12 protein-coding genes are annotated in these 12,521 nt (G+C 47.2%); 9 read left to right on the plus strand and 3 right to left on the minus strand.

The window, feature by feature from the left end:
* Positions 1 to 3 precede the first annotated feature (3 nt).
* Both P3C17_RS03070 and P3C17_RS03075 read left to right on the plus strand, forming a co-directional pair.
* Positions 4 to 1,302: an amidohydrolase family protein gene (locus P3C17_RS03070; protein WP_300928043.1), complete on the plus strand. Its 1,299-nt coding sequence runs from the start codon at positions 4 to 6 to the stop codon at positions 1,300 to 1,302.
* 42 nt (positions 1,303 to 1,344) lie between these two features.
* On the plus strand, positions 1,345 to 3,018 hold the full coding sequence (locus tag P3C17_RS03075) for a M28 family metallopeptidase (protein WP_300928044.1): 1,674 nt from the start codon (positions 1,345 to 1,347) through the stop codon (positions 3,016 to 3,018).
* 40 nt (positions 3,019 to 3,058) lie between these two features.
* Here P3C17_RS03075 and P3C17_RS03080 read toward each other — a convergent pair whose 3' ends face one another.
* Positions 3,059 to 3,856 carry a response regulator gene (locus P3C17_RS03080; RefSeq protein ID WP_300928045.1) on the minus strand — a complete coding sequence of 266 codons (798 nt, stop codon included), beginning with the start codon at positions 3,854 to 3,856 and terminating at the stop codon, positions 3,059 to 3,061.
* A 30-nt stretch (positions 3,857 to 3,886) separates the two neighbouring features.
* Positions 3,887 to 4,285, minus strand: coding sequence for a translation initiation factor (locus P3C17_RS03085; RefSeq protein ID WP_300928046.1), 399 nt, complete (start codon positions 4,283 to 4,285; stop codon positions 3,887 to 3,889).
* 139 nt (positions 4,286 to 4,424) lie between these two features.
* On the opposite strand from P3C17_RS03085, the gene P3C17_RS03090 reads away from it, so the two are divergent.
* From P3C17_RS03090 to P3C17_RS03100, 3 genes are all read left to right on the plus strand, one after another.
* Positions 4,425 to 5,114: a histidine kinase gene (locus P3C17_RS03090; protein ID WP_300928047.1), complete on the plus strand. Its 690-nt coding sequence runs from the start codon at positions 4,425 to 4,427 to the stop codon at positions 5,112 to 5,114.
* 52 nt (positions 5,115 to 5,166) lie between these two features.
* Positions 5,167 to 6,360, plus strand: coding sequence for an amino acid aminotransferase (locus P3C17_RS03095; protein ID WP_300928048.1), 1,194 nt, complete (start codon positions 5,167 to 5,169; stop codon positions 6,358 to 6,360).
* Between the two features lie 145 nt (positions 6,361 to 6,505).
* Positions 6,506 to 7,249: a transporter substrate-binding domain-containing protein gene (locus P3C17_RS03100; protein ID WP_300928049.1), complete on the plus strand. Its 744-nt coding sequence runs from the start codon at positions 6,506 to 6,508 to the stop codon at positions 7,247 to 7,249.
* Between the two features lie 10 nt (positions 7,250 to 7,259).
* Here the strand turns inward: P3C17_RS03100 and fldB are convergent, their stop codons facing one another.
* Positions 7,260 to 7,796 carry a flavodoxin FldB gene (fldB, locus tag P3C17_RS03105; RefSeq protein ID WP_300928050.1) on the minus strand — a complete coding sequence of 179 codons (537 nt, stop codon included), beginning with the start codon at positions 7,794 to 7,796 and terminating at the stop codon, positions 7,260 to 7,262.
* Positions 7,797 to 7,889: 93 nt separating this feature from the next.
* Between fldB and xerD the strand changes: the two genes are divergently transcribed.
* From xerD to prfB, 4 genes are all read left to right on the plus strand, one after another.
* Positions 7,890 to 8,795 (plus strand): site-specific tyrosine recombinase XerD, encoded by a 906-nt coding sequence (gene xerD / locus P3C17_RS03110; RefSeq protein WP_300928051.1) that lies wholly within the window; start codon positions 7,890 to 7,892, stop codon positions 8,793 to 8,795.
* Positions 8,796 to 8,816: 21 nt separating this feature from the next.
* Entirely contained in the window at positions 8,817 to 9,524 is a 708-nt protein-coding gene (gene dsbC / locus P3C17_RS03115) for a bifunctional protein-disulfide isomerase/oxidoreductase DsbC (RefSeq protein ID WP_300928052.1), read from the plus strand.
* 12 nt (positions 9,525 to 9,536) lie between these two features.
* Complete coding sequence (gene recJ / locus P3C17_RS03120; protein ID WP_300928053.1) at positions 9,537 to 11,267, plus strand: single-stranded-DNA-specific exonuclease RecJ; 1,731 nt, start codon at positions 9,537 to 9,539, stop codon at positions 11,265 to 11,267.
* Between the two features lie 150 nt (positions 11,268 to 11,417).
* A protein-coding gene (gene prfB, locus P3C17_RS03125; RefSeq protein WP_300928054.1) for a peptide chain release factor 2 occupies positions 11,418 to 12,516 on the plus strand; the annotation gives its coding sequence in 2 pieces (ribosomal slippage) (positions 11,418 to 11,492 and positions 11,494 to 12,516; 1,098 coding nt in all).
* Positions 12,517 to 12,521 lie beyond the last annotated feature (5 nt).

Genomic DNA, 12,521 nt, shown 5'->3' on the forward strand with positions numbered 1-12,521 from the left:
TCAATGAAATTCTCTAAACTTTTTTTACTGGTGACTGCAGCGCTGAGCCTGACTGCACAGGCGAACGACATAGTGCCAGCACCTAAACAAACTGCAGCCATTTTGTTACAGGATGCCACAGTGCATACAGTGACCAACGGCGTATTAAAAGACACAGATGTATTGCTGGTGGACGGAAAAATCAGTGCTATAGGCACAGATTTAGCAGTACCTGCTGGTGCTCAGGTGCTGTCTTTACAGGGCAAGCAGTTGTATCCCGGCTTGATTGCTCTGGCGAATCAGCTGGGTTTAACTGAAATTGAAGCGGTGCGAGCCACGGACGACAGCACTGAAGTCACTCAGACCAACCCGGATATTAAAGCTCAGGTGGCGTATAACGCGGATTCTGAAGTAGTGCCTACTATTCGTGCCAATGGTTTTAGTTACACTTTGGTGTATCCAAATGGCTCTTTGATTATGGGGCAGTCCGCTTTTATGCAACTGGATGCCTGGAACTGGAAAGATGCCACAGTGGTGGATTCAGTGGCTTTGCATATCAAATGGCCACGAGCTGACGTGATGCCTCATCCATGGCGTCCACAAAAGCCTGAAGATATTCGTAAAGCCAGCCAAAAAGCGATGACTGAGCTTGAAGGCTATTTCAAAACAGCCAAAGCTTATGCGCAAGCTGTCGGCGATGGCGTGAAACTGCCAGTGGATTCACGCTGGCAGGCGATGATCCCGGTATTTAAAGGTGAGTTGCCGGTATTTGTGCATGCCAATGACGAGCGTCAAATTGAACAAGCGATGAAGTTTGCCCAGCACTATGGTTTTGCCCTGACCATAGTAGGTGGACGTGATGCATGGCGTATCGCACCGCAACTGGCTGCGGCCAATGTGTCGGTTATTTATACTTCGCCTTATGGCATTCCTGAACGTGCCGATGAAGCCAGCAGCCAGTCGTTCCAGACTCCGGCTCAGTTGGCTAAAGCAGGGGTGAAATTTGCGTTGTCTCTGGATGGGTACTGGGATACCCGCAATGTGGTATTTGCTGCAGGACAAGCCATTAGCTATGGCTTAAGCCCGGAGCAGGCGTTACGTTCTGTTACACTTGATGCCGCAGCTATTGCTGGCGTAGCTGATAAAATCGGTAGCATCGAAGTGGGTAAGGCTGCCACTCTGGTGGTGTCTGATGGTGATATTTTTGATTATCTCGGGCACAAAGTACGTTATATGTGGATTGATGGCCGTGCTGTTGATTTAAATAGCCGCCACAAACAACTGCATGACAAATACCAGCAGCGTTATCAGGCTAAAAACTGAGTAGTCAGGGGCGAAAGCCCCTGAATTTTTTAAGGAAATACTATGAAACTGATGTCAATCAGTGCTTTATCCGCCATGCTGGTGCTGGCGGGCTGTCAAAGTACCCCAACACCTTCTTCTGTGGCTGCGTTGCCAAAAGCCAGCGCCAAAGCCATTGAAGCTCATATGACGTTTTTAGGCGATGACAGCCTGGAAGGCCGGGATACCGGTAGCCGTGGTCATCAAATTGCGTCGAATTATATTGCCACTCAACTGGCTGCTTTAGGTTTAGAGCCGGCTGGTGAGCAGGGCTATTTCCAGTCTGTGCCTTTACGCAAAGCTATGCTGGTACAAAGCAGTGCCAAAATGTCGTTGACGAAAAATGGCAAAACCACAGACTTTGAGTATCCAAAACAATTTTTTACGGGTCCAAGCACTTTGCATGCGAAAGCCGATGTCACAGCGCCATTGGTCTTTGTCGGCTATGGCCTGGTCTCCAAAGAGTTTAATCTGGATGACTACGCCAATCTGGATGTGAAAGGCAAAATAGTGGTGATGTTGGGTGGTCGCCCTAAATCTTTACCCAGTGAAGAAGCGGCTCATATCCAAAGTTTAAAAGCCGAGAATGCTGCTGAACGTGGTGCTGTGGGTATCCTTACCCTGCATACTCCTTCAGAAGAGAAAGTACGGCCTTATGCCAATAGCCTGATGTATTTAACCAGCCCTCGTATGCGCTGGCTGCATAAAGACGGTAAAGCCGAAGGTGAATTTGAGTCATTACTGGGTGGTGCTTACTTACATCCTGACGCTGCCAAAAACCTGTTTGAAGGGGCCAGCCGTTCTCTGGACGATATTTTTGCTGACTTAGCCGCAGAAAAAGTGCCTACAGGTTTTGCCTTAGAAGGTACTGTTAATTTAAAACGTGAATCCACTATGGAAGATATCACCAGCCCGAACGTGGTTGCAGTATTGCCAGGTTCTGATCCGGTGCTTAAAGATGAATATGTGGTGGTGACGGCTCACTCTGATCACATTGGTTTTTCCAACGATGTACGCAGCAAAGATAAAATTAACAACGGCCTGATGGACAATGCCGCTGGTGTCAGCATTATGCTGGAAACTGCGCGTTTATTTGCTCAGCAGGCAGAACGGCCAAAACGTTCTATCTTATTTGTTGCTGTAACAGGTGAAGAGAAAGGCTTATTGGGTGCTGACTATTTTGCTCATAACCCAACCCGTCCAATCGACAAGCTGGTGGCGAACGTCAATATCGATATGCCAGTCTTGTTGTATCCTTTTGCTGACATAGTGGCCTTTGGAGCTAACCATTCCAGTTTAGGTGCAACAGTGGATACAGCTGCAGCTGCAGTGGGTATTAGTCAAAGCCCGGATCCGATGCCGGAGCAGGCTATTTTTACCCGTTCAGATCACTACACTTTAGTGCAGCAAGGTGTGCCATCTGTATTTCTGATGACAGGCTTTACGTCTAAAGATCCTGCTCAAAAAGGTGGCGAAGTCTGGGGCAAATTTTTTGCCAAGCACTACCACAAACCGACTGATGACAAGGCGGGTTTAACGGCTGACTTTGGTGCTATTCGTTACGATGCCGGCGCTACTTTCGCCGACATTAACTTCGGTATTACCACTGAGGTCGCGAACAACCCACAGCGGCCAGTCTGGTTAAAAGACAGTTTCTTTGGCAAGATTTTTGGCAAAGACTACAACCAACAGAAGTAGTTGATGCGGGTCAGAGCTTGCGCTCTGCCCCATCTTCTTTTTAGTGTTCCATAATGCGGCTTAATAAAGCCCGCACTGTTTCAGGTTCAAAAGGTTTATCACACAAGGCATTGACGCCCGACTGCGCAATATTAGCTAAGTGTGATTCATTGGCCTCACTGGTCACCATCAACACCGGTATATGGCTTTGCTGGCTATGTTCACGGATATACTGGGTTAGCTCCTGACCGTTCACTTCCGGCATATTAAAATCCGTCACCACCAAATCAAACATGTTGTTTTGCAGCAGCTCAATGGCTTGTTGTCCATCTTCGGCTTCGGTTAAATGCTGAATGCCCAGATTTTGCAGTACACGTTTAATATGGTTGCGGGCCAGGCGACTATCGTCTACCACTAACACTCGTACGTCATGCACATCAAATAAACTCAGTTCCAGCTCAGCCGGACTTAACAAGTCGATGGCCGCATTTAAGGCTTTGCCCAACTGAATTGAGTTAAAAGGTTTAGGTAAAATGGCCACCACACCGGATTGCTTAAACTGTTCCAACTGAGCCTTTTTGGTTTCAGAAGAAATTAATACAAAAGGCACTTCAGCTAAATCAGCGTCGTTTTTTAGTTTCGCCAGCAGTTCCAGACTAGTGCCTTGTTCAAAGTACAAACTACTGATCACTAAATCGGCTTTGTGTTGCTTCAGCTGCACCATGGCCGTGGCAATACTGTCGGCTGTGCTGACTTGAGTTGCGCCTTCTTCGGCCAGTTGTTTGATAATAATTTTGCGCTGAACATCAGAAGGTTCAATCAGTAGAATAGATAAATCGGCAGGGGAGAGTTGTTGCATCAGACACTCGCTTGATGATGGGGTGACGGCTTAACCACCAGCCCATTTATGTTTATAACCTAGTTTGGTTAACTCCTGCTGCACCAGTTCGCGTTGATCACCCTGAATTTCAATCACGCCATCCTTGACCGAACCGCCACAACCACACTTTTTCTTTAATAAAGCCGCGATTTCTGTCAGTTTTTCTGCGCTTTCAGCAAGGCCAGAAATAGTGATCACGGCTTTGCCATTGCGGCCTTTGGTTTCACGTTTTAAACGTGCGTGGCCATCCGTAAAACTTTGAGCCACAGCTTTTTGCTGTTTGGGTTTATCAATACGGCCTGAATCTGTACTGTAGACCAAATCATCTGCTTTTGCTGCTGTCGCAGCTTCAGCAGGTCGCCCCAATTGTTGTTGCCAGTCGGCTAACGAGATTTTTTTGCCACTCATAAAACAATCTGTGTAAGTCCTCAGAAAGCGCACGATAAACAACAAATGAATAAACAGCAAGCTTGAAAATAAGGAGGCAAAAAAAGCCATTGGCAAATAAAAGGCTTCTGGTAAACTACGGCTAATTTTAGAAATCTGGATGGCTGAAGTGTCTATTACCTTATATCTGGAACAGTCTGGGTTAGCGGCCGTATTGCAAGGGCAAGAAACGGCTATAGAGCAGGCAGTTACCGCATTAAAAAAACAACTTTCTATCGCAGCGGCTCCTGCTGTCACCTGGTCTTATCAGGTGCCTGAATTAGGTGAAGGTGGAGCTTGTTCTTTGTTTGGCCAACTGGCTGATGAACCTTACGACCTGGCCGCCACTATTGGCCAAAGTGAAGTAACAGCTGCAGCTTTAGCTCAGCTCACTGCGGTGGTGCAGAACTATCAGCAAACCAATGACAGTGATTGGTTTGGTATTTACCAAAAACGTCAGAACCCTCAAGGTGAAACCGTACTGGTGAAACTGGCCTATTTTGGAGCTGCTTCCCGTGCTGAGTTTCCGTTAACGGTTGAATTTGCAGCTATCAGCAATAACAGTACTGTTGGACTGACTGGCAAAGCGAAAGTGATTAACGATGTTACAGCTTATTTAACAGCGGGTGGTGAATATTACACCTGCGATCCGAAGGTCTTATCCGAAGCTTGTTTGCCTTTATTTAACGGCAAAGGTGAACTGGCAGGTATTATTGACGCTGAGGCTTTTAAACGTCAGGCCTACCATACAGAAGCGCTGATCCGCTTAGTCGCCATTTGTCTTGTGCTGCCGGGTCTGTTGCCCGCATGATAAGATGAAACCGAATTGATTCATTAACACCGCAAACTAACAGGTAATTACTATGTTTTCGCACTTACAGCCAACCCCTATCGATCCAATTTTAGGTTTAATGGCCGCTTATAAAGAAGATCCAAATCCATTGAAAGTGGACCTTGGGGTGGGTGTCTACAAAGACGAGCAAGGCCATACGGCTGTGCTGGATTGTGTGAAAAAAGCCGAAGCGCTGCGTTTAAAAAACGAAGACAGTAAAACCTATATTGGTATGGCAGGTGATTTATCTTTTAACAGCCATATTGAAAAACTGGCCTTTGGTCAGCACAAAGTACTGTTATCAGGCCGTGTCACTACAGCTCATACTCCAGGTGGCACAGGTGCTTTGCGGGTGGCTGCTGAATTTATTAAAAAAGCCAATCCGGACGCTACAGTCTGGGTCACTAACCCAACCTGGGCCAACCATATCTCCTTGTTTCAGGCCGCGGGTCTGAAAGTAAAAGAATATGCTTACTACGACTGGGATACCAAAGGCTTAAAGTTTGACGCCATGTTGACTGAACTGGCACAAGTTCCTGCTGGTGATGTGGTGCTGGTGCACGCTTGCTGCCATAACCCAAGTGGTATGGATTTAAACTTTGAGCAGTGGAAACAATTTGCTGACTTAGCCAAAGAAAAAGGTTTTACCCCGCTGGTTGACATGGCGTATCAGGGTTTTGGTTTAGGTCTGGATGAAGATACCCAGGGCTTACGCTATTTAGCGGATCAGGTTGAAGAGATGATCCTGTGCAGCTCCTGCTCGAAAAACTTCGGTTTATACCGTGAGCGTATTGGTGCCTGCAGCATAGTGGCAGCCGACAGCAAAACAGCAGACATAGCTAAATCTGTGCTGTTGAGTGTAGTGCGCAGTATTTATTCTATGCCGCCTGCCCATGGCGCTATCATCGTCAGTCATATTCTGGACAGTCAGGAATTAACGGCTTTATGGCATCAGGAACTGGCTGTGATGCGCAATCGTATCAATGACTATCGCCAGCTGATCATCGACAAATTTGCCGCTGAAGGCATCACACAGGATTTCAGCTTTATCACTAAACAACACGGTATGTTCTCTTTCCTTGGTATTAACAAAGAGCAAATTGAACGCCTGCGTCAGGATTACAGCATCTATATGGTTGGCTCAAGTCGCGTAAGTATTGCGGGTTTAAACCACAGCAATATTGATTACTTCGCTAAAGCCATGGCGCAGGTGTTAAAAGGTTAATAGCTTAACCTGCGTACAGAGGGCGGCGATAGCTGCCCTTTTTCATAGAGTAAAAAATCAGCTGTTGTCAGGAAAGCTCAGGATAACTAAGCTAGGATAGACAAAGTTTTGTATGCAAAGTGATCTGTCAAGCTGGAGTTGGGCTGTGAGAAAAAGCTTAGTGGTTGTGCCGTTGTGTTTATTTTTCACCTTCACTGTACATGCTGATGGTCCTGCGCTGAGAGTAGTGACTGAATTATCGCCCCCTCATCAGACAATCAAAGACGGCAAAGTGGATGGGCTTAGCACTCAGATTATAGAAGCGACGCTAAAACAAGCCGGGCTGCAAAGCCGTATTGAGGTTTATCCCTGGGCCAGAGCTTTTTATATCGCCAGCTCTACACCCAATGTACTGATTTACAATATGGCCAGAACACCGGAGCGGGAAAACGAGTTCCACTGGATTGGCCCTGTGGCCAAATACCGATTTGGTTTGGTGCGGTTAACGGATCGTACTGACTTAAGCCCAAACCATATCAAAGATTTAGGTTCTGCTGTTATCGCAGTACAACGAGGTGATTTTTCGGGGCAATGGCTTAAACAACAAGGCATGAAAGAAGGCAAAGAACTGCAGTTGTCGGCTGATATTCTGGAGTCCTGGCGTTTACTGCTCAAAGGCAAAGTGGACTACGTGATCGATGATCAAGCGGCTTTACCTTCTATGGAGCAACAATTAGCTCTGCCTGCAGGCATCACAACTTTTGTATTGGCTATTCCGCAACTTGAGCAACAAACCTACCTGGCCGCCAGCAAAAACAGTGACGCAGAGCTGGTGAAGAAGCTACAGCAGGCCCATCTTGAAGTGCAAAAAACTCAGCTGTATCAGGACGTGATGACTGGGCGCTTTTAAACTCTCTATGTTACAGGGCTATCAACTCATTCATCAGTTGAGTTAGCCATTGATCCAGGCGCTGATCGGTTAAATCGTATTGATTCTCTTCATCCAAAGCTAAGCCATAAAACCATTCATTGTCAGCCGTGACTGCTTTGGAGGCGATAAAGTCATAACCTTCAGTCGGCCAGAAACCAATACGACTACAGTCTTGTGGCGCTATGGCCTGATGCAACATACCTACAGCATCCTGGAACCACTCGGCGTAGCCCAGCTGATCGCCCATGCCATAAATAGCCACAATTTTGCCGCTTAAATCCACTTCAGCGATATCATCCCAATGGGCTTCCCAGTCTTCCTGCAGTTCGCCAAAGTCCCAGGTTGAAATACCTAAAATAAGCAGATCATAGTCAGCCATCAGTGCCAGAGGCTGATCTTTAATATTATGAAGTGTTACACTGCTGCCATCCGGCAGGCTTGGGTCAGCACTTAACAGTGCCTGAATTTTTTCCGCCACTATTTGGGTGTAGCAGGTGGTGGAGCCGTAAAAAAGACCAATTTTCATCTGGCGGGACTCAGCATTTTCGGTGGGCGGCAGTGTAGCAGAACAGCGCAAATCAACAAAGTCAGACAAGGTAAATTAACCAGGGAGCAGCAAGTGGCAGCAGTGTTGGCCATCTCAGAACAACAGCTTATTAAAGCCTTTTTAGACCAGCTCTGGCTGGATAAAGGCGTCAGCGAGCATACGCTAAGTGCTTACGGTACAGACCTGACTAAATTCGCGTTATTTTTGCAACAACAGGGCCAGCAACTGACGGCTGTGGATCAAATGCTGCTGAATAGTTATTTGGCGTTTCGGGTGGATCAAGGCTTTAGTCCACGTAGCACCTCAAGAACTTTAAGCAGTTTGCGACGTTTTTATCGTCATCTGCATAAAACCCGGCAAATCACCGAAAACCCGCTGTCGGACGTATTTAACCCTAAAATTGGCCGCTCTTTGCCTAAAACCTTGTCCGAGCAGGATGTGGATTTACTGCTGTCTGCCCCGGATGTCAGCGATTTAATTCAGTTTCGCGACAAAGTGATGTTAGAAATTCTGTATGCGGCCGGTCTTCGAGTATCGGAGCTGGTGGGTTTAACCTTACAGCAAATTAATTTGCGGCAGGGTTTAGTGCGGGTCACAGGCAAAGGTAAAAAAGAACGGCTGGTCCCTTTAGGCGAAACTGCGGTGGAATGGTTGGATAATTACCTGAAGCAAGGCCGTGCTTTGTTGCTTGATGGTCAGAGTGATGTGGTGTTTCCAAGCAACAGAGGCCAACAAATGACCCGACAAACTTTCTGGCACCGAATTAAGTTTTATGCCAAAGTGGCGGGCATTAGTGCAGAGTTGTCACCGCATACGGTACGGCATGCTTTTGCCACCCATTTATTGAATCATGGTGCAGATTTGAGGGTCGTACAGCTGTTATTAGGGCATAGCGATTTATCGACCACCCAAATTTATACTCATGTGGCGCAGGCGCGTTTGCAAAGTTTACATCAACAACATCATCCCAGAGGCTAGCTTTGGGTGCAGGAAATACAGATGAAGAAGTTTAGCTATCTCGCCGTTATGGCAACCTTTTTAAGTACTGGTTTAACAGCTCAGGTGAGCTCACCTGAAGTGAACAAAGCCTTTTCAGACATTGGTTTAAATGTTAAAGCTGTGGCAGATTCTGCAGTACCTGGCATGCTACAAGTGCATACCGACAAAGGTTTATTCTTTATTTCGGACAATCAACAGTATTTGTTTGAAGGCAATATTTACGATTTAAAAAATAAAAAACTGGTCAATGAAGACATTCTGAAGGATATCCGTAAAGCGGGCGTCAAAGAATTTACCGACTCAGCGATCGAGTTTAAAGCTGCTGATGAAAAATACGTGGTGCATATATTTACTGACACCAGTTGCGGTTATTGCCGTAAGTTACATAACGAAATGGCAGACCTGAACAAAGCTGGTATTACAGTGCGTTATCTGGCTTTTCCGCGGGGTGGCGTGCAGTCTGCAACTTATGATGAACTGCAATCCATCTGGTGTGCAAAAGACACCCAACAGGCGATGACAGACGGTAAAGCCGGTAAAGCGGTAAAGCAGGCAAGTTGCAAGAACACTGTGGCTCAGCAGTATGAGTTAGGCCAAAGTTTTGGTATCACTGGCACTCCGGCACTCATTTTACCTGATGGCCGTTTAATTCCTGGCTATCAACCAGCTGCCGCTTTAGCTGCCGCCTTGAGCCAAAATGCGCCATAAGCAGGTTTCAGTTTGAGTATTATTAAAGCATTACAACGCCGGCCTGTACCGGCTATTTCATCGGAACTCTCCCAATACCATCCGGTGATCCAGCGTATTTATGCCAGCCGTGGCATTGATAGCTCGCTGCAACTGGCCCGAGGTGCCGCTCAGTTACTGCCTTTCACTTTGCTCAAAGGTATTTCTGCTGCTGTGACTTTGTTGATTGAGGCGTTGCAGCAGCAACAGCATATTGTCATAGTCGGCGATTTTGACGCAGATGGCGCCACCAGCACAGCTACTTTGCTGACCGGTTTAAAAAGCCTGGGTTTTAAGCATGTGGAATATCTGGTGCCAAACCGTTTTGAATACGGTTATGGTTTGTCTGTCGAGATGGCAGAAATTGCTGTGGCTCAGGGCGCTCAGCTGATAGTCACAGTCGACAATGGCATTTCAGCCATTGACGGTATAGCGCTGGCGAAAAAAATGGGTGTCAAAGTGCTGGTCACAGACCACCATTTAGCTGGCAACGAGCTGCCGGATGCTGACGCTATTGTTAATCCAAACCAGCCAGGTTGTGATTTCCCCAGTAAACAGCTTGCTGGTGTCGGGGTGGCGTTTTACCTGTTGCTAGCACTGCGTGCTGAACTTCGTACTCAAGGTTATTTTACTGAAGCCTTTCCTGCACCTAATTTAGCGGATCTGTTGGACCTGGTGGCTTTAGGTACGGTAGCTGACGTAGTTCCGCTTGATACGAATAACCGTATTCTGGTGCATCAGGGCTTGCAGCGTATCCGCAGTGGCAAAGCAAGGCCAGGCATTCAGGCGCTTATTGATATTGCCAACCGCAAAGCGGAAAAGTTGACGGCGCAGGATTTTGGTTTTGCTTTAGCACCGCGCTTAAATGCAGCAGGGCGTTTGGATGATATGGGACTTGGCATCAGCTGCTTATTAGCGCCTGATTTACCCCGTGCCCGCATGTATGCTGCAGAGCTCGATAGCTTAAACGTCGAGCGTCGTGAAATAGAGCAGGGCATGCAGCAGGAAGCGCAAGCTTATCTGCAGCGGTTGTCTTTTGCCTCTGAAGAGCTGCCGGACGCTTTGTGTTTGTACCAAAGTGACTGGCATCAAGGCGTGATAGGTATTTTGGCTGGCCGGATTAAAGAGCAATACCACAGACCTGTGTTGGTGTTCGCACAAGGCGACGAAGGCGAGCTGAAAGGTTCTGCCCGTTCTATTCCAGGCTTACATATCCGTGATTTATTAGATGAAGTCTCTACTCAATACCCAGGCCTGATTAAAAAGTTTGGTGGCCACGCCATGGCGGCGGGTTTAACTATTGCCGAAGAGCGTTTTGAAACCTTTAAACTGGCACTGAATTTTGTGGCCAAAAAGTACCTGACGCCAGAGCTGTTGACCGCAGTGCTTTATACAGACGGCGATTTGAGCAGTGATTGTTTATCTGTACCTTTTGCCCAGCTGTTACAACAGGCTGGCCCCTGGGGGCAGGCCTTCCCTGAACCTGTATTTGAAGGCGAGTTTGTCATACGCCAACAACGTCTGCTGGCAGATAAACACCTCAAACTGATGTTGGAATCGAGCGATGGCGCTCTGGTCGATGCCATCTGGTTTAACGCTGACAACAAAGCCTGGCCTGATGCCAACGTGAAAAAAATCCGCGTCGCTTATCAGTTGGATATCAACGACTACCGTGACCAACAATCGGTGCAGTTGATTGTTCGGCTGATTGAAAAAATCTGTTAGTTCCATGCTAAACGGATCCTGCACAGCTTTTGTTGAAAAGTCAGTGCAGGATCCTGTTCAACTCTTTCAATAGAAAATCGTCGGGATGGCTGCATGTCTGCTGAAATATTGCTACAATCGCCACCAATTTTTTCCTAAGCGCCTTAAATCATGTTTGAAGTAAATCCGGTATACAACGCCATTAAAGATCTGACTGAACGCACGAACGTGCTTCGGGGGTATCTTTGACTACGACGCCAAAAAAGAAAAGCTAGAAGAAGTCAGCCGTGAGCTGGAAGATTCTGCCGTCTGGAACAACCCCGAAAATGCACAGGCATTAGGCAAAGAACGTTCAGCGCTGGAACAGATTGTTGGCACCATCGACAAGCTGGATCAGGGTCTGGAAGACGTGGCTGGCTTAGTAGAGCTGGCAGTTGAAGCCGAAGACGAAGATACCTTTATCGAAGCTCAGACTGAACTGGCCGACTTAGAATTACAGCTGGCTAAGCTGGAATTCCGTCGTATGTTTTCCGGCCAAAGTGATCCGGCCGATTGTTACCTGGATATTCAATCTGGTTCTGGTGGTACTGAAGCTCAAGACTGGGCCAGTATTTTAATGCGTATGTATCTGCGTTGGGGCGAAGCCAAAGGCTTTAAACCTGAGTTATACGAAGTGACAGACGGCGACGTGGCTGGTATCAAAGGCTGTACCATCAAATTTACTGGCGAATATGCCTATGGTTGGTTACGTACTGAAACCGGTGTGCACCGTTTAGTGCGTAAAAGCCCGTTTGACTCAGGCAACCGTCGCCATACCTCTTTTGCGTCAGTTTTTGTGTCGCCAGAAGTGGATGACGATATTGAAATCGAGATCAACCCGGCCGACTTACGTATAGATACTTACCGTGCTTCAGGCGCTGGTGGTCAGCACGTTAACAGAACCGACTCAGCGGTCCGTATTACTCACTTACCAACCAATATTGTGGTGCAGTGTCAGAACGACAGGTCACAACATAAAAACCGTGATAACGCCTACAAGCAGTTACGCGCCAAGTTGTATGAGTTTGAACTGCAAAAACAAAACGCCGAAAAACAAGCACTGGAAGACACCAAGTCGGACATCGGCTGGGGCAGTCAAATCCGCTCTTACGTGCTGGATGACTCGCGTATTAAAGACTTACGCACAGGCGTCGAAACCCGCAATACCCAGGCGGTGTTGGACGGCGATTTAGACAAATTTATTGAAGCCAGCTTAAAAGCCGGTTTGTAATTTAG

The organism is Rheinheimera sp. 1928-s (assembly GCF_029269265.1).
Classification (GTDB): Bacteria; Pseudomonadota; Gammaproteobacteria; order Enterobacterales; family Alteromonadaceae; genus Pararheinheimera.

Excerpts from the sequence above, each read along its gene's own strand:
- P3C17_RS03070 (WP_300928043.1), top strand. The coding sequence starts at position 4 with ATGAAATTCTCTAAACTTTTTTTACTGGTGACTGCAGCGCTGAGCCTG.
- P3C17_RS03075 (WP_300928044.1), top strand. The coding sequence starts at position 1,345 with ATGAAACTGATGTCAATCAGTGCTTTATCCGCCATGCTGGTGCTGGCG.
- P3C17_RS03080 (WP_300928045.1), bottom strand. The coding sequence starts at position 3,856 with ATGCAACAACTCTCCCCTGCCGATTTATCTATTCTACTGATTGAACCT.
- P3C17_RS03085 (WP_300928046.1), bottom strand. The coding sequence starts at position 4,285 with ATGAGTGGCAAAAAAATCTCGTTAGCCGACTGGCAACAACAATTGGGG.
- P3C17_RS03090 (WP_300928047.1), top strand. The coding sequence starts at position 4,425 with ATGGCTGAAGTGTCTATTACCTTATATCTGGAACAGTCTGGGTTAGCG.
- P3C17_RS03095 (WP_300928048.1), top strand. The coding sequence starts at position 5,167 with ATGTTTTCGCACTTACAGCCAACCCCTATCGATCCAATTTTAGGTTTA.
- fldB (WP_300928050.1), bottom strand. The coding sequence starts at position 7,796 with ATGAAAATTGGTCTTTTTTACGGCTCCACCACCTGCTACACCCAAATA.
- dsbC (WP_300928052.1), top strand. The coding sequence starts at position 8,817 with ATGAAGAAGTTTAGCTATCTCGCCGTTATGGCAACCTTTTTAAGTACT.